This window comes from Saccharibacillus sp. JS10 (assembly GCF_024436065.1).
Classification (GTDB): Bacteria; Bacillota; Bacilli; order Paenibacillales; family Paenibacillaceae; genus Saccharibacillus.
Genome location: NZ_JANFNS010000004.1, coordinates 289685 through 306177, shown reverse-complemented (window position 1 = coordinate 306177; position 16493 = coordinate 289685). Strand labels below are relative to the sequence as shown.

Genomic DNA, 16493 nt, shown 5'->3' with positions numbered 1-16493 from the left:
GCAGCCGAACCCCAAACAATTCGAGGAGGTTTTTTTTGATATGCCTAAAAATCACACCATGATGCAATTTTTTGAATGGCATGTAGATGCCGATGGCGAACACTGGAACCGACTGAAAGAAATGGCTCCTGAACTTAAGAAATGGGGTATCGATTCGGTATGGATTCCTCCAGTTACCAAAGGTCAATCGGTCGATGATACAGGGTACGGCATTTACGATCTGTACGATCTGGGCGAATTTGATCAAAAAGGAACCGTTCGTACGAAATACGGCACGAAAGAAGAATTGAAAAGCGCAATTGCGGCTTGTCACGAATTCGGCATTGCAGTGTATGTCGACCTGGTGATGAACCACAAAGCCGGCGCTGACGAAACAGAACGTTTCAAAGTCGTCGAAGTTGATCCAAACAACCGTAACGAAGTCATTTCCGAAGAACCGTTCGAAATCGAAGGTTGGACGAAATTCACGTTCCCGGGACGCGGCGATCAGTATTCCGATTTCAAATGGGACTACACGCATTTCAACGGTACAGACTTCGACAACGCGACAGGCAACAACGGCATCTACCGCATCGGTGGCGAAAACCGTGGGTGGGACGATAAAGTCGATAACGAGTTTGGCAACTACGATTATCTGATGTTTGCCAATATCGATTATCGTAGACCGGAAGTTCGCGAAGAAATGATGGAGTGGGGCCGCTGGTTAGTCGATACCCTTCAATGTAGCGGATACCGCCTCGATGCGATCAAACATATCAACCATGACTTTATCCGCGAATTTGCCGGTGAAATGATCCGCAAACGCGGCGAAGATTTCTATATTGTCGGCGAATTTTGGAATAACGATCTGAACGCTTGCCGAGAATTCCTGGATAACGTCGATTATCGGATCGATCTGTTCGACGTCTCGCTGCATTACAAATTGCACGAAGCATCACAGTCCGGCAGCGCATTCGATCTGACGAAAATCTTCGACGATACGCTTGTTCAGACTCACCCGACCAATGCCGTTACTTTCGTAGATAACCACGACTCCCAGCCGGGAGAATCGCTGGAATCTTGGATCGACGATTGGTTCAAACAAAGCGCGTATGCGCTCATCTTGCTCCGACGCGACGGCTATCCTTGCGTATTCTACGGCGACTACTTCGGTATCGGCGGCGAAAATCCGATCGATGGCAAAAAGATGGCGATCGATCCGCTTCTGTACGCTCGTTGCCAAAAAGCTTACGGCGATCAAGAAGATTACTTCGATCATCCAAATACAATTGGGTGGGTTCGTTTCGGGATCGAAGAAATCGAAGGTTCCGGCTGCGCCGTGGTCATCTCCAATGGCGACGAAGGCAGCAAACGTATGAATGTTGGCGTAGAGCGTGCAGGCGAAGAATGGATCGACCTGACGAATACGCGCGAAGACAAGATCGTGATCGAAGAAGACGGCTTTGCGACTTTCCCGGTTAACGGTGGCAGCGTATCGGTCTGGGCACGTCCGGATGCAGAAGAAGACGTAGATTGCGCAGCAGACGATCAAACGAAATAAGGTCACATTGCATGCTCAGCCTACAAACAATCTCCATAATAAGAACAATGCCATGCCCCAGATAAATAGTGCCGAGATTCGATTGAATACGTTCAACGCTCGACCATGCGTATCGAATCGACGCAATGTAGCTCCGGCGCACGCAAGACCGATAAACCAGATCCAAGATACAGCGATACATGCCGCGGCAAAGTTGATTTTGTCCGCGCCGCTGTAGGCAAGCCCGCTCGTTCCGATCACGCCGATCGTGTCCAGCAAAGCATGCGGATTCAGTAGCGAGACCGAGACAGCAAATATGATTTGTTTGGAAAAAGGAAGCGCCTGTGCGCTTTCTTTTTTTTGGGGCTGCAACAAATCCGAAGCTTTGGATGAGGCGCGCCATAATACGAATCCCATATAGACAAGAAAAATCGCTCCGGCTCCCATCAGTAAATGACGCAGCATTTCGATTTGGAGCACAATCGCGGAGACGCCGAATACGGCAAGCCCAATCAATACCGTATCGCAAAACGCAGCGGCGATCACAGCTGGAAAAGCTCGAATTAAGCGCGGCTGCGAGGCTCCTTGCGAGAATACAAATACATTTTGCACGCCAAGCGGCAAAATCAATCCAAAAGCTAACAATATTCCATGCAAGATGGCTTCCATTACATATCGACTCCTTTTCTCGTTCTATGTTACGATGCACGAAGCCAAAGAAAAACCGCCAATTGGTTGGATATTGAACCACCCAATTTTAATAGTCAAGGAGGTGGCATATGGATTGGAAGCCATCCAAGCAAGCGCATCAGACGCTGCAAGCTCAGATTGTCACTTGGATCGCGGAGCGAATCGAGCACGGCGATTGGGTCGCCGGAACTTCTCTGCCGCCGCAGAGAGAACTTGCACTGCGCTTTGGGGTCAATCGCAGCACGGTGCAAGCGGCGCTTGACGAATTAAAAGCCGACGGGCTGCTTGAGACACGGCGCGGCGCGGGAGTCTATGTATCGGGCAGCGCTTGGAATACGCTGCTCACCCGTTCGCAGCCGAATTGGCATCGGCATATTCGCGCAAGTGTCCATAAGCCGAACCGACATACGATTCGGCTTATTAATGAAAGCGAACCGAATCCGAAATTGATTCGCCTCGGCACCGGCGAACTGTCGCCAGATTTATTGCCGGCTCGGCAATTAGAAGACTCGCTACGTCAGCTTAAGCTTGATCCGCGTACGCTTGGCTATTCGGAGCCTTTAGGGAGCCTGCGATTGCGCCAAGCGATCTGTCATCATATGCAGACGCTAGGGATACATACACAACCGGATAATATCTGTATCGTTTCCGGTGCAATCCAAGCCTTGCAACTGATTTCAGTAGGTCTATTGGAAGAAGGATCGACCGTATTTCATGAAAAAGCTTCTTACCTGAATTCGGTGCATCCTTTTCAATCTGCCGGGATGAAAATGTCATCGTTCCCGCTTCGTTCAGACACGAAAGAACATTTAAAGCGTGCTAGCCGAGGTCGGCAATCTTTGCTTTATGCGGTACCTACGCTCAATAATCCGACCGGAGCTAGCTGGAACCAAGCAGAGCGCGAAAAGGTCTATGAAATCTGCTCGGAACTTCGGATTCCGATTGTCGAAGACGACGTGTATCGCGATCTATTATTTGAACCCGGCTTGCCACCCATCAAAGCCGATGATTCTTCAGGACAAGTCTTGTACTTGGGCAGCCTGTCCAAATCGCTTAGCCCCGGGCTGCGAATCGGCTGGATTATCGCGCCTTCGCCGGTCATTTCTCGGTTAGCCGATATCAAAATGCAAACGGACTACGGCTCAAGTGCTATTTCGCAAGAGATTGCGGCGCATTGGCTGGAATCTGGGCTATATGCTCGCCATACTGAGTACTTGCGCAGTAAACTCCGATTACGTGCCGACCTTGTTGAACAAGTTCTTCGCCTATCTTTTCACGACATCGCAGAATGGCAGTCGCCACACGGCGGCTTTTATATCTGGTTAAGATTTCGTAAACCTATCGTCAACAAACATTGGTTCCGATGTCTGCTGGAACGCAGCATATTGATCAATCCCGGGTATATTTACGACCCTAGCGATCAAAATCATATTCGTTTGTCCTATGCGTATGCTTCACACGAGCAATTGCTAACGGGTCTTGAGATACTCCTCGAAGAAGCCAAACTGGCGATTGAAAAAAGCCGCTCCGATTAAGGAGCGGCTTAGGCTTGCCAAGAAATTTTAAAGCAGCTTGAAGCGAGGCGACGTAGAGAGGAATTTAGTGCAGGAGCTAAAGCATTTCGAAGAAATGCACTTCGGAAGCCTATGCTGTTAGCGTTCGCCTTTGAAATTGAGAAAATTCCTATTCAAAATTCAATCCATTTTCTCAATTTCAACACGCGACCTAAAGGCTTTCGAAGAAAGACACATCGTAAGCATACGCTAACAAATTCCTCTCGGAGTCGGCTCGCTTCCCCGCTTACACCCAGCGAATGACGTCTTCAACTGCACGGCGAGTCTGCGGACGCGGTTCATTTACCCGATAACCGAAAGCCGCCATAACACTTACTCCATAAGCGCCGTCTTCCAGCAATCCGGCATTATCCAATACTTCATCCAATTTAGCGCGGTGGAACCCTTCGATTGGGCAAGAATCAATGCCGATCTGAGCTGCCGCTGTCATCATATTGCCGAGTGCAATATACGTCTGTTTGGATGCCCAGTCGAACAAGCTGCGCTCGTCGTTCAAATCGAAATCTTCGACTTGGAACGTTTTGTACATTTCACTTGTCAATTTCTCAACCAGCTCTGCCGGCATACCTTTGACTTCGCGCATATGCCGAGACAGATGCGGCGAATCATACTTCACGTCGCGGCGCGCCAAGATCACAACGATATGGCTTGCTGTTGGCATATGCCCTTGCGCACCCCACGAAACTTCGCGGATTTGCTCACGCAATTCTGGATTTTGTACGACAACGAATTTCCAAGGTTCAAGACCAATTGAGCTTGGAGACAATCGTCCCGTTTCTAAAATAAATTCAAATTCGTCCTGCGGAATTTTCCGGGTCGAATCGAAAGTTTTGGTTGCATGTCTGAATCGGTAAGCTTCTAATATCTCATTTCGTTTAACTTCGCTGCTCATTTAAAAGCCCTCCTATAGATCCACTAAGTAACAGTATGTTACTTTTAATTACCAAAGTTATTCTACGCGCTTTGTTATATCAGGTCAAGCTCCGTTTCTTTTATAGTCTACGCCAAAAATATCGCAAACTAAAAAGCTTCTATTTCAGGCGAATGCCCAAAACAGAAGCTTAAAAAGTATGCCTATATTGTTTTCAAAAATATTCGAAGATTACACGGAAATATCAAAATTTCGACCTAGCTTAGCTGCACGCGTCGTCTCTGCACGATTTTCCCACGGCTGAACCGTACCCGGAGCAGACGGCGCAGAATATAAAGCTCCAGCCGACTCGATCGAACCCAGCATCGCACGCGCGTAATCGTCTCCGCCTTTAGGAGCAGCAGGTCGGCTTCGAGGTGCAGCAGGCGCAACCTCTTCCTCTTCTTGCTCAGGCAACACGAATTCCGGCTGCTCGCGTCGCTCTTGCTCCGATGGATCGCGTTCTGGACGTCCTTGAACGGTAAATTCTGCACGCTCACCATTGGCGGTGTCCAGCAGTGCAATATGTCGTTCAAGTAACGCGATATGTCTGCGAATGCGCATGGCGCGCTGATCCCGATCCGCTACCGATGCCGGCAATTGAAGAACGCGCGACAATTCCGCTTCCAGACTCACTTTGCGACTTTCAAGCGGAGCTTTGCCATGTCGACTGGGCGTATACGACGTATTTAAAGCATTGATTCCTCCGATTGCAGAGATTGAACCCATTCTTCCTTGTATACTGCTCATTAAAGCCATCCGCCTTTCTTATGATGCAAGAATGAAAAACGTCGAATGTCTGATGCACGCGCATAACGCGTAAAACGGTGTATTCATTTCTTAACATCGTAGTCACCTATTTATGGGGTGAAGGCTATTCGCACAATCGGCGATCTTCCTGCAATTGCTGATTAGAGGGGATTAAAAGAGTGCAGTCAATGTTGCAAAATTGCATAGATGTTCTCACTTATTACCCTCTTTGGTTGTCTTGTAACGCGAAAAATCAAATAAATTGTAAATTCCGACAAAAACGGATATTTCCAGCCATTTAGCGAGCAAAGATAAAAGTCTGAGATTGTCGATTGCGTTTATTTTCGTGCTTCCAGTTCTTCGATAGTCACTTCGATAATGATTTTCAGCCCTTCTAGTAACGCCTCTTGAGGTAAAGAAGGCAGTGAAGGCTTACTCGCAGACAACCGCGTGGATGCTGGAAAATGGACAAACCCTGCAAGCGTCTGCGGATGAGTCCCACTGAGTGTATCTAGTAACGCGTACATCGTATTGTTGCAGATATAAGTTCCTGCTGTATTTGAGATTGTAGCCGGAAGATCGGCGGCACGTAGACGCTCGACAATCGTTCGAATCGGTAACGTTGCAAAAAGACCGTCTGGTCCGTCTGCGCGGATTTTTTCGTCTTGTGGGCTTTTGCCGCTGTTATCCGCGTAACTTTCGGTATCTTTGATATTGATTGCGATGCGCTCTGGCGTAATCGCAGTACGCCCTGCTGCCAACCCGCAAGCAATAACGGCGTCGGGCTTTAGACGATCTACTTCTTGTAGAAGCTGGATCGCACAATCGTCGTAGCAAACCGGTAATAACAACGTATGAATTTCGATATTTTTGGGCATCTGCTCTTTTACAATCTGCTCCAACAACTCTTGCGTCGGATTAACGGAAGAATCTCCGAAAGGCTCAAAGCCCGAAATTAATAGTTTGATAAGATCTCCTCCTAATCAATGTACGGCTTTTTGCCGCTATTCGAACTGTAAATCGGTCTGGAGACCGAGAACGTTTCAACCTGCTGAACGAGGGATCGAGCCAAGTAAACCTGTATAGTGAAGATAGACTTCGACGTGCAGCTCTGCACGATCTTACAAAAAAGGAGAGATGATGATGTCAAAAAAAGCGATACTGGGCCCACTACTTATTCTGCTAGGCGTCTACTTATTATTTGCGCAAGGAACCGGACTACACGCAGGTGCGATCTTTGCTTACTTTTGGGCAACGATTTTTATTTTGCCGCTCGGCTTCTTTTTCCACTGGATGTATTTTTCAATGACAAACGGCAGAGCGCCCGGTCTGTTGATTCCCGGAGGAGTCCTGGTTACCGTCGCGATCGTCTGCCAAGTCTCGATGTTATTCAATAGTTGGGATGTGATGTGGCCGGGCTTTATTTTAGCTCCCGCGATCGGGTTATTTGAATTCTATTGCTTCAGTGGACGTAATCGTTGGCTGCTGATTCCGATCACGATTTTGACTGTGTTGTCTTTCTTGTTTTTCGCCGTATTTTCGCTTGAAGCGCTGTTCACCCATACATTTTTAGATCAACCGCTGTTGGTCTTTGTGCTTATCGGCTTAGGCACTTTACTTTTACTCCCACGACGTAAAAAAGCGAAAATCAACGTATAGACTTTTAGGATTATACGCCGTCCAGATCGAAAAGTTGTTCTTTTGCACACTCTTTCGACAAAAAAGCCCCTGTCCGCATTTTGCGAATCAGGGGTTTTTTGTCGTTTTATATCCGGCTTTTACCGCTGTGCTCAATCGCCTTTTAAGGCTTCAACCAGCAATTGCGTATACGCTCTAGCTCCAGCTGGCATCAGATGCACGCCGTCTCTGGCAAAGTAATCGTCGCGTCCGGCACTTGCCGAATACCAATCGACTAACAAGATACGATCATCTCGCGCAGCCGCACTTTGAAGTGTCTTGTTCACGACACTTTCCCACGGACGCGGAACTCTGGTATTCACCAGAATAATTTTGCGCGCTTCCGGTAATTTAGCCAATAGTTCATTCATCTGTTCATCGGTAAACGAACCGTTTGTTCCAAGCTGGATCAAAACGGTACTGCCCATTTTGCCGCTACCCTCCAACTGGTCGACTAGCGCCGGAGCTTGCGACATTTGCCGTCCAACTAAGCCATCCACGGTAATCCCCGGCAAAGCTTCTTCCAAATAAGGCTGAATATCCAGCATAACGGAATCGCCGATTGCCGTCATTCCGACACCTGTTCCCGCAGGCAACACGGTCTCCGATTCTTCGCCCGCTGCGGGATCGACCACCGGAGCCGTTCCCGGCGCTACGGAAGCTGTCGTCTCCGTCGGCGCTGGAGTGTCCGTCCCCGCGTAAGGCGTCTGCGCTTCCGCCGGCGGAGCAAGGCGTGTCATCGCAAATCCGAGAATCAGTACCAGCGCAACCGATCCGCCCAATGTGCTGGCAAGACGTTTGCGACCTACACCCGGTTCACGCATCACGCGGCGCCACCACCTACCGAATGCGCCGGTTCGAACCGGCTGCTCGATATAGCGGTACGACAATGCCGCCAACGCGAAGCTTACGATCAATTGCAAGATGATCCGAAGCATATTCGGACCGCCTGTGTTCACAAGCGGCGTCGTCAATACGATGACGGGATAATGCCAGAGATACAATCCGTACGAACGGGCGCCGATCCAGCGCAGCGGCTTCGTTCCGAGTACTCGCCCTAATCGGCAAGCGGGATGCGCCAGCGCGGCGACCAGTATTGTCGTCGCAAGCGAGAGCAAGACCATGCCGCCGCGATACAAAAATGTGCCGTAGTCGTTCGATGTAAAGATCAATATCGCGATTACGATCAAGCAGACCGTAGCTGTGATATCGAGCGTTTTCGTTGCGGATTTTGAAATGTTTGTTTTGAGCTTACGGCTCGGCCAGACGACAGCCAAAGCCGCGCCGATCAGCAGCGAAAACAACCGCGTGTCTGTTCCGTAATAAACCCGGCTCGGATCTTCGCCGGGACGATACATAATCGCCATCGCCAATGCCGAAGCGAATGCCAATCCTGCCAAAACAAGCGCAAGTTTGGCACGCTTTTTTTGCGCCAAGATCAATCCGATTCCGAGCAAAATCGGCCAGAAAATATAAAATTGTTCTTCCACCGCAAGCGACCACAAATGTCCAAGCGGCGACAAAGGGCCGAAGCTTTGGAAATACGACACTTCGTGGAAGATTGACCACCAGTTGCTGTAATACAGCAGCGCCGCCGGAACGTCGCCGATCATTGCAGGCAGCCTTGTCCGATCGACAATCAGCGACCATAGAATGGTCGCGAATACAACGACTAGCATTGCCGGCAATAATCGTTTTGCGCGGCGAATCCAAAAATCTTTCATGTCGAACTTGCCGTTTCGATCCCATTGAGACAATAAAATATCGGTAATCAAATACCCCGACAACACAAAAAACATCGTGACGCCAAGCAATCCGCCCGGCGCCCATTCCGTATGCAAATGATAAACGATAACCGCAAGTACCGCGAGCGCACGTAATCCATCCAGACCTGGCATATACCGACTGGCGTGCGTTTTCGGCTGCTCTGTAGAATGGCTTTTTCTTGGTACTGAACGATCGCTATATCGCTCTTGTTGATTTTTCGCTTCATTTCGTGCATGTGGTCCATTTATCATGGCTTCTGCCCTTTCGATCCTACAAATTTATGTAAAATTGCTTCTGTTCTAAACTTCCGACTGGATCAAACCTAACCTTATTATAAGCAGGTCGCGCGTTTATATCCAGAATGATCCTATTTTAAAATATCCACGTAGATTCAAAGTCACAAAAAAGACCGTTCCTTTGCAGGAAACGGTCTTCCGTCTTTATCTTGTTGAGAAAGTTAAGATCCATTCATTTTGAATTGTAAAAACAATTCGTTATAACGAACCAGCATCTTCTTGCCCAAGTTCTCGTACACTTCAAGTCGCTCGGTCAATTCATCCGGCGGATAAAAACGTTCATCGCTTGAAATGTCTTCCGGCAACAGTGCCAGCGCGGCATCGTTTGGCGTCGAATACCCGACATATTCTGTATTTTGCGCGTTCACTTCTGGGTCCAGCATAAAGTTGATAAACTTCATCGCTCCGTCTACGTTTTGCGCAGTTTTGGGAATGACCATATTATCGAAGTACAAGTTGGAACCTTCTTCGGGTACGACATAATCCAATTCTTCGTTTTCGCTCATGATTTCCGACGCATCCCCAGAGAAGACTAAGCCTGCCGCCGCTTCGCCGTTCGCGAGCAGCAGCTTGATTTCGTCGCCTACGATCGCTTTGACATTCGGCGACAACTGCATCAGATGATCCAGCGCTTGCTGTAAATGTTGTTCGTTAATATCGTTGAGCGAATAACCTTGACTCACAAGCCCGGTTCCGATCACTTCGCGCGCTCCGTCCGTCAGCAGAACGTTGTTGGCAAGCGACGGGTCCCATAGATCTTCCCAACTCTCGAACTTCAAATCGGTCAGATTCGGATTGTACACAACGCCGAGCGTGCCCCAGAAGTACGGCATCGAATATTGATTATCCGGATCAAAAGACAAATCCAAAAACTTCGGATCGATATATTTCATATTCGGGATTTTGTCGTGATCCAGCGGAATCAGCAACTTTTCTTCTCGCATCTTCTCGATCGCATAATCGGAAGGAACCGCGATATCGAAAGTCGTACCGCCTTGTTCGATCTTCGTTAACATCGCCTCGTTTGAATCGAACGTCTGATAAATGACCGTAATTCCGGTTTCTTCTTGGAAACGGGTCAGCAATTCGGGATCGATATAATCGCCCCAGTTGTAGATCGTCAGTGTGTTGCCACTGCTATACCCTTGGCTTGAATTCAGCCGATTCGCTGTTAGGATCAAAGCAAAAGCCACCGCCAAGATCAAAATCAGCGTGCGTGTCATCGATTTCATTCCGGCACCCCCACTCTGGAAGCCGCTTCCGCAACTTTGCGTTTTTCGCTACGCCGCGTCGAAATATAGTACCCTACGACGAGGAACAACGTGAACAAGAAGATGAGAGTCGAGAGCGCATTGATGGACAGCGATACGCCTTGACGCGCCCGTGAATAGATTTCCACCGCAAGCGTGGAATAACCACTACCCGTCACGAAGAACGTTACCGCAAAATCATCCAGCGAATACGTGAGTGCCATAAAGAATCCGCTAAAGATGCCCGGTCGAATAAAAGGCAAAATGACTTTCGTCAGCACATCTCGTTTGCTCGCCCCAAGATCTCTTGCCGCATCGATCAACGTCGGGCTCATTTCTTGGAGTCTTGGCAAGATCATCAGCACCGCAATCGGAATACTGAACGCCACGTGCGAGATCAATACCGAAGCAAAACCCAGCTTGATCCCAACCATCGTAAATAAAATCAAAAACGAAGCGCCAATAATGACGTCAGGGCTTACAATCAGTACATTATTGAGCGAAAGCAGCGTATTTTTGAACCGTGCACGCCGTATATTTTCGATCGCAAGCGAACCGAAAATCGCAATAATCGTCGCAATCGTCGAAGACAGCAGCGCAATAATCAGCGTATTGATTACGATAATAATCAGGCGGGTATCCGCAAATACTTCTTTGTACCAATCCCACGTAAAGTTTTCAAAACCGTGCATCGTACCGCCGCTGTTGAACGAATAGTACATCAGATAAAAAATCGGCGCATACAACACGACAAACACCAAAACCAGGTACAGATTGGAGATCCCGTTCTTTTTCCTCATCTCCGCACCCCTTTCTTACTGCCGCCGGTCACGAACATAATGACAGCCATCGCGATAATCAGAAATACAGCGACTGTTGAGCCCATACCCCAGTCTTGCGTGACCAGAAAATGCTGTTCGATCGCGGTTCCGAGCGTAATGACTTTGTTGCCCGCGATCAGGCGCGTAATCATAAACAACGACAATGCCGGAATAAATACCGAGATACAGCCGGCTTTGACGCCCGAGAGCGTTAGCGGAAAAATCACTCGGCGGAACGTGGTCCAACTGGATGCACCCAGATCGCGAGCCGCATCCGTCAGCGAAACATTCAATTCTTCGATCGCATTATAAATCGGCATAATCATAAACGGCACGAAGATATAAATCGATACAAAAACAAAACTTCCGCTCGTGAACAACAATTGCTGCTCGCCGATCCCGATTGCGCTAAACAACGTATTGATCGGACCTTCCGCACCTAAAATCCCGATAAACGCATACGTTTTGAGCAGCAAGTTCATCCAAGTCGGCAAAATGATCAGTAACAACCACAGTTGTTTATGCTTCGTTCGCGTGAGCAAAAAAGCTGCCGGGTAGGCGATCAAAAGCGAGAATAACGTAATTAAAAAAGCATACCAAAACGAACTCAACGTCATTTTCAAATAAACCGGCGTGAAAAATTCTGCGTAATTCGAAAAGGTGAAATTCCCTTCGATATCGAACAGCGAATAATAGACGACCAGCACGACAGGCGCAATAACGAACAACACAACCCATAAATAATACGGGATATACGCGAGTGTCCGTGTGTTCAAGCTGCTTTTACCGTTCATGCGTGCCAACCTCGGTTTCTTCGTCCTCCTCGTACGCTTCCAGTCTGCGGTCGAATTCTTCTTCCGTTTCGCCAAAACGCATAACGTGGATCGCTTCCGGATCGAAGGTTAAGCCGATTTGCGCGCCGACCTCAGCGCGTTTCGTCGAATGTACCAGCCATTCTTGACCGGATTCATCGTAGCAGCTGATCTCGTAGTGCACGCCTCGGAACAACTGCGAATCTACGCGTACTTTGAGTTTGCCGATTTCTTGCGTCGTGATCTCCAAATCTTCCGGACGGATCACGATCTCGATCGGCTCATTCGGACGCAATCCGGCATCGACACATTCAAATCGTTTACCGTTAAACTCCACCAAATAGTCATCCAACATGACGCCGGGAACCATATTCGATTCGCCGATAAAGTCAGCGACGAAGCGGTTAATCGGTTCATCGTAGATATCGTTCGGCGTACCGCTTTGCTCGATTCTGCCTTCATTCATGACGAAGATATAATCCGACATCGCCAAAGCTTCTTCCTGATCGTGCGTCACGAAAATAAAAGTGATGCCGAGACGTTGTTGAAGTTCGCGCAAGACGTATTGCATCTCGGTACGCAGCTTCAGGTCGAGCGCAGATAACGGTTCGTCTAGCAACAATACTTCGGGCTCATTCACAATCGCGCGCGCAATTGCGACGCGTTGACGCTGACCGCCCGACATTTCCGTGATTCCGCGATTTTCGTATCCATCCAAATTCACCATTTTGAGCGCTTCTTTGACTTTCGTAGCAATGACATCGGCTTTAAGCTTTTTGATCCGCAGTCCAAATGCGACATTCTCAAATACGTTTAAATGAGGGAACAGTGCGTAATCTTGAAAAACGGTGTTCACCTGTCTTTTTTCTGGAGGAACTTTGTTAATCACGCGACCGTCCAAAAAGATCGAACCGCCTGTCGGTTCCATAAATCCTGCGATCATACGCAAAATCGTCGTTTTTCCACATCCGGAAGGGCCTAGCAGCGTATAAAATTTACCCCGTTCAATTTCGAAGTCGATATGTTTAAGTACAGTTAATCCGTCGTCATATGTCTTCGTTACGGATTCGAAACGAATAATCGTTGACTCTGCGATGATGAAACTCCTCCTCTGACAACAAGAGAACCGGACCCCGATCGGCTCCGGTATATTTCTTGTTCATGATTTTCGAAAACTAGATCGTTAACCTATTTCTAACCGTTATTTTATAGAAAAAAACAAGGTAACGCTACCTAAGTATGTATAAGAACCAAGCAAGCTTATCCCCATTATCCCCGATCTATCCACGATTTTTATATAAAATCGTATAAAAAGTGCTTTTTTATTTATAAAAATCAGTTTTCCACATGTGGACAACATATAAGCTCTACACGTTTATCCACATTTTAAATGAAAATTGCCTTTTGGTTTAGGTTACAACATAAAAAATCGTCTTCGGTTCGTCGCCCGTTACCGAGCGATACGTACCGAAGACGATTTTTCGTCTCTATTTTTCGTTTCTATTGATGAATCCTATCATGTATCACAATTTAAAGGACCCCGCCTTCACCTGAAGGCGAGCTTTCGATCCTATTTACTTTCCGGTTTAGGGTCACCTGTTGGGTTCGCCAAGACTGGCAGCATTTTAGTATCTCTTTTCATCCGGGATGAGCAAATCGGACAAGTCGGTTCATCTTCGAACGAAAAGTTATCTCTCATCCAACCTTTACAGTCTTCCTTCTCGCAAGTCCATACCGCGGTACTTTCTTTCACAAGTTCTTCGTCTTGCTTTTTACGAAAATACATGTTCGATGCCTCCCCGTCTTCGATAGGGCCGGAACCGGTCCCGATTATATTGATGTAGCTGATGAATCTAAAAAAAGGACTACTCTCAACACAGGGTTAAGAGCAGTCCGTTTCGTGTGTTCTTACAGTTTAGTTACGTTTTCTGCTTGTGGTCCACGGTTGCCTTCAACGATGTTGAATTCTACGCGTTGGCCTTCGTCGAGGGTTTTGAAACCGTCGCCTTGAATAGCGGAGAAGTGAACGAATACGTCGCTGCCGCCTTCAACTTCGATAAAGCCGTAACCTTTTTCTGCGTTAAACCATTTTACTGTTCCTGTTTCCATGAAAGAAAACCTCCAAAAATTTATTTCCGAAACTTTGGTATATCCAAGTTCCGGCAACATGCATTTTTTATGCTCCGTGGGGATATAAAAAAATCACACATTGGAAAAGGCTCCATAACCCATAGATGACAACCCTTTCCAATAAGTAAATCTAAATTGCCCAGTCGCTATTGATTAATAGCTTAACACAACAGCTAATCAAAAGCAAACGTTTCCTTCATTAAAAAACCTTTCTTTTCTAATTAAGCAAGTTAATTAGATCATATGTTCAGGCCCAATCTATGTTTCTGAAGGTTTACCTTTTTCCCGAAATTGTCTTGAGCCTGTCTGCCTCATTTTCTATACCATCGAATGGAGCGCTCGAACAATTTCGCTTGCACGCTCCAAAGCCCCTTCGCCGCTGCGAATGATTAGATCACACTCAGCCAAAGCCGCAATCTCTTCATCGTAGCCTGCTAAGCGAGTTCTGATCTGTTGTTCATCGGAACCGCGATCCCGTAACCGCTGCTCACATTCAGCGCGCGAAGCCGATACGCCTACTGTCAGTGCACGATTACCGAGCAGATTACGAGCCACTTGTGCACCGTTTGCGTCAAGCACGATTGAACGGACTTCGTTTCCGCTCGCCGTTTCTTCAATAGAAGATCGCGACGTTCCATATAAATGACCGCGATACTCGCTAGTCTCTAACATTTTGCCTTCTTGCATCATGGTCTCAAGTGTACTGCGAGATGTGAAATGATAATCGACGCCATCTACTTCGCCGCTTCGCGGTGCTCGCGATGTCCATGTGACGATGCGCGGTAACTCGAGAGCCGCTTGAAGTGTCGTTTTGCCTGAAGCACTCGGCCCTTGAAACACAATAAGTGCGATATTCATTTGTTGAACCTCCGAATATTAAGTATTAAATCTGAGGCAGATTAAATGATTCTCATCATTTTTTGATCCAGACATACGATATATTCTCGCACGTTTGGATCTTGTTCTCCAACTTTTTACGAAACCCTTTTTCATGCTAAACTAACGGTATGTGTGTATGGCTTTTGCAGCCACCAAATTGACGGAAAGAAGGAACTTACCTATGAAACAAGAACTGATCGAACGCCTCGACCGTTATGCCCGTTTTGATACCCAGTCTAATGAAGAAAGCGATACTTGCCCATCTACACCCGGACAGATGAAGCTTGCCGAGCAACTGGTACGCGAATTGACGGAAATGGGTCTGACCGAAATTACACTGGATGAAAATGGTTATGTGATGGCTTCGCTGGAGAGCAATACCGATAAAAATAATGTACCGGTGATCGGATTCCTCGCCCACTTGGATACCGCAACCGAACTTAGCGGCGCCAACGTGAACCCGCAGATCGTCGAAAGTTATGACGGCGGGGATATCATGCTAAACAAAAAACTTGGGATCGTGTTGTCGCCGCGCGAATTCCCGGAATTATCGCATTATATCGGTCACACGCTGATGACCACAGACGGTACGACGCTGCTTGGGGCTGATGATAAAGCCGGTATGGCAGAGATCATGACCGCGTTAAATTACCTAATTGCCCATCCAGAGCTCAAACATGGCAAAATCCGCGTTGCTTTTACACCGGATGAAGAAATCGGACGCGGCCCTCAACGTTTTGACGTCGAAGCATTTGGCGCGAAATACGCGTACACGATGGACGGTGGCCCTCTTGGCGAATTGCAATACGAAAGCTTCAATGCGGCAGGGGCAAAAGTGACCATTAAAGGCGTAAGCGTTCACCCGGGTACGGCAAAAGGCAAAATGATCAATGCCGCGAAAATCGCGATGGAATTCCATCGTCGTCTGCCAGAGCAAGAATCGCCGGAATTCACAGAAGGTTACGAAGGCTTTTTCCATCTGCTCGATATCAACGGCGGTACGGATCAAACGACATTGTCGTACATTATCCGGGATTTTGACCGTACCAGCTTCGAAAACCGCAAAAAGTTGATGGAAAACATCGCAAGCGAATTCCGTCAAACTTATGGCGACGAAAATGTAATCCTTGAACTACGCGATCAATACTACAATATGCGCGAAAAAATCGAACCTGTGATACAAATTTTCGATGTGGTAAGCGACGCGATGAAAACACTTGATATTACGCCGGATATTCGTCCGATTCGCGGAGGTACAGACGGTTCGCAGCTTTCTTATATGGGCTTGCCTACGCCGAATATTTTTACTGGCGGCGAAAACTATCACGGTCGTTATGAATATGTGTCTGCGGACAATATGGTGAAGGCCACACAAGTGATTTTGGAAGTGGTTCAAGCTTTCGAACGTCAAGCGTAAG

General features: G+C 47.7%; 16 protein-coding genes. 4 read left to right on the top strand and 12 right to left on the bottom strand.

What is annotated here, in order from left to right:
- Window positions 1–40 precede the first annotated feature (40 nt).
- A complete protein-coding gene (locus NOM90_RS14245) occupies window positions 41–1540 on the top strand; it encodes an alpha-amylase (protein WP_255942797.1) in 1500 nt (499 codons plus the stop codon).
- Between the two features lie 15 nt (window positions 1541–1555).
- Here NOM90_RS14245 and NOM90_RS14240 read toward each other — a convergent pair whose 3' ends face one another.
- Window positions 1556–2188: a LysE/ArgO family amino acid transporter gene (locus tag NOM90_RS14240; RefSeq protein ID WP_255942796.1), complete on the bottom strand. Its 633-nt coding sequence runs from the start codon at window positions 2186–2188 to the stop codon at window positions 1556–1558.
- Window positions 2189–2298: 110 nt separating this feature from the next.
- Here NOM90_RS14240 and NOM90_RS14235 point away from each other — a divergent pair, with 110 nt between their 5' ends.
- Window positions 2299–3744 (top strand): aminotransferase-like domain-containing protein, encoded by a 1446-nt coding sequence (locus tag NOM90_RS14235; protein WP_255942795.1) that lies wholly within the window; start codon window positions 2299–2301, stop codon window positions 3742–3744.
- Window positions 3745–4009: 265 nt separating this feature from the next.
- Here the strand turns inward: NOM90_RS14235 and NOM90_RS14230 are convergent, their stop codons facing one another.
- The 3 genes from NOM90_RS14230 to NOM90_RS14220 form a co-directional block, all read right to left on the bottom strand.
- Window positions 4010–4675 (bottom strand): NAD(P)H-dependent oxidoreductase, encoded by a 666-nt coding sequence (locus NOM90_RS14230; protein ID WP_255942793.1) that lies wholly within the window; start codon window positions 4673–4675, stop codon window positions 4010–4012.
- A gap of 210 nt (window positions 4676–4885) precedes the next feature.
- Entirely contained in the window at window positions 4886–5443 is a 558-nt protein-coding gene (locus NOM90_RS14225; protein ID WP_255942791.1) for a hypothetical protein, read from the bottom strand.
- Between the two features lie 338 nt (window positions 5444–5781).
- Window positions 5782–6399 carry a pyroglutamyl-peptidase I gene (locus NOM90_RS14220; RefSeq protein ID WP_370866621.1) on the bottom strand — a complete coding sequence of 206 codons (618 nt, stop codon included), beginning with the start codon at window positions 6397–6399 and terminating at the stop codon, window positions 5782–5784.
- Window positions 6400–6586: 187 nt separating this feature from the next.
- On the opposite strand from NOM90_RS14220, the gene NOM90_RS14215 reads away from it, so the two are divergent.
- Window positions 6587–7102, top strand: a complete 516-nt coding sequence (locus tag NOM90_RS14215) for a hypothetical protein (RefSeq protein WP_255942789.1) — start codon at window positions 6587–6589, stop codon at window positions 7100–7102.
- A 131-nt stretch (window positions 7103–7233) separates the two neighbouring features.
- Here NOM90_RS14215 and NOM90_RS14210 read toward each other — a convergent pair whose 3' ends face one another.
- The 8 genes from NOM90_RS14210 to NOM90_RS14175 form a co-directional block, all read right to left on the bottom strand.
- Window positions 7234–9138: an acyltransferase family protein gene (locus NOM90_RS14210; protein WP_255942787.1), complete on the bottom strand. Its 1905-nt coding sequence runs from the start codon at window positions 9136–9138 to the stop codon at window positions 7234–7236.
- Between the two features lie 206 nt (window positions 9139–9344).
- Window positions 9345–10415, bottom strand: a complete 1071-nt coding sequence (locus tag NOM90_RS14205) for an ABC transporter substrate-binding protein (protein WP_255942785.1) — start codon at window positions 10413–10415, stop codon at window positions 9345–9347.
- Window positions 10412–11233, bottom strand: a complete 822-nt coding sequence (locus tag NOM90_RS14200; protein ID WP_255942783.1) for an ABC transporter permease — start codon at window positions 11231–11233, stop codon at window positions 10412–10414. The genes NOM90_RS14205 and NOM90_RS14200 overlap by 4 nt, the downstream gene beginning before the upstream one ends.
- A complete protein-coding gene (locus NOM90_RS14195; protein ID WP_255942781.1) occupies window positions 11230–12048 on the bottom strand; it encodes an ABC transporter permease in 819 nt (272 codons plus the stop codon). The genes NOM90_RS14200 and NOM90_RS14195 overlap by 4 nt, the downstream gene beginning before the upstream one ends.
- Window positions 12038–13162, bottom strand: coding sequence for an ABC transporter ATP-binding protein (locus tag NOM90_RS14190; RefSeq protein WP_255943046.1), 1125 nt, complete (start codon window positions 13160–13162; stop codon window positions 12038–12040). The genes NOM90_RS14195 and NOM90_RS14190 overlap by 11 nt, the downstream gene beginning before the upstream one ends.
- A 474-nt stretch (window positions 13163–13636) precedes the next feature.
- Window positions 13637–13852 (bottom strand): cold-shock protein, encoded by a 216-nt coding sequence (locus tag NOM90_RS14185; protein ID WP_255942780.1) that lies wholly within the window; start codon window positions 13850–13852, stop codon window positions 13637–13639.
- Between the two features lie 122 nt (window positions 13853–13974).
- Window positions 13975–14175, bottom strand: a complete 201-nt coding sequence (locus NOM90_RS14180; protein WP_018976919.1) for a cold-shock protein — start codon at window positions 14173–14175, stop codon at window positions 13975–13977.
- A 339-nt stretch (window positions 14176–14514) separates the two neighbouring features.
- Window positions 14515–15054 carry a guanylate kinase gene (locus NOM90_RS14175; RefSeq protein WP_255942774.1) on the bottom strand — a complete coding sequence of 180 codons (540 nt, stop codon included), beginning with the start codon at window positions 15052–15054 and terminating at the stop codon, window positions 14515–14517.
- A gap of 202 nt (window positions 15055–15256) precedes the next feature.
- On the opposite strand from NOM90_RS14175, the gene pepT reads away from it, so the two are divergent.
- Window positions 15257–16492: a peptidase T gene (pepT, locus tag NOM90_RS14170; protein ID WP_255942772.1), complete on the top strand. Its 1236-nt coding sequence runs from the start codon at window positions 15257–15259 to the stop codon at window positions 16490–16492.
- Window position 16493 lies beyond the last annotated feature (1 nt).

Coding starts and splice junctions, on each gene's coding strand:
- NOM90_RS14215 (WP_255942789.1), top strand. CDS start 6,587: ATGTCAAAAAAAGCGATACTGGGCCCACTACTTATTCTGCTAGGCGTC.
- pepT (WP_255942772.1), top strand. CDS start 15,257: ATGAAACAAGAACTGATCGAACGCCTCGACCGTTATGCCCGTTTTGAT.
- NOM90_RS14205 (WP_255942785.1), bottom strand. CDS start 10,415: ATGAAATCGATGACACGCACGCTGATTTTGATCTTGGCGGTGGCTTTT.
- NOM90_RS14240 (WP_255942796.1), bottom strand. CDS start 2,188: ATGGAAGCCATCTTGCATGGAATATTGTTAGCTTTTGGATTGATTTTG.
- NOM90_RS14200 (WP_255942783.1), bottom strand. CDS start 11,233: ATGAGGAAAAAGAACGGGATCTCCAATCTGTACCTGGTTTTGGTGTTT.
- NOM90_RS14210 (WP_255942787.1), bottom strand. CDS start 9,138: ATGATAAATGGACCACATGCACGAAATGAAGCGAAAAATCAACAAGAG.
- NOM90_RS14235 (WP_255942795.1), top strand. CDS start 2,299: ATGGATTGGAAGCCATCCAAGCAAGCGCATCAGACGCTGCAAGCTCAG.
- NOM90_RS14175 (WP_255942774.1), bottom strand. CDS start 15,054: ATGAATATCGCACTTATTGTGTTTCAAGGGCCGAGTGCTTCAGGCAAA.
- NOM90_RS14225 (WP_255942791.1), bottom strand. CDS start 5,443: ATGAGCAGTATACAAGGAAGAATGGGTTCAATCTCTGCAATCGGAGGA.
- NOM90_RS14230 (WP_255942793.1), bottom strand. CDS start 4,675: ATGAGCAGCGAAGTTAAACGAAATGAGATATTAGAAGCTTACCGATTC.
- NOM90_RS14180 (WP_018976919.1), bottom strand. CDS start 14,175: ATGGAAACAGGAACAGTAAAATGGTTTAACGCAGAAAAAGGTTACGGC.
- NOM90_RS14245 (WP_255942797.1), top strand. CDS start 41: ATGCCTAAAAATCACACCATGATGCAATTTTTTGAATGGCATGTAGAT.
- NOM90_RS14195 (WP_255942781.1), bottom strand. CDS start 12,048: ATGAACGGTAAAAGCAGCTTGAACACACGGACACTCGCGTATATCCCG.
- NOM90_RS14185 (WP_255942780.1), bottom strand. CDS start 13,852: ATGTATTTTCGTAAAAAGCAAGACGAAGAACTTGTGAAAGAAAGTACC.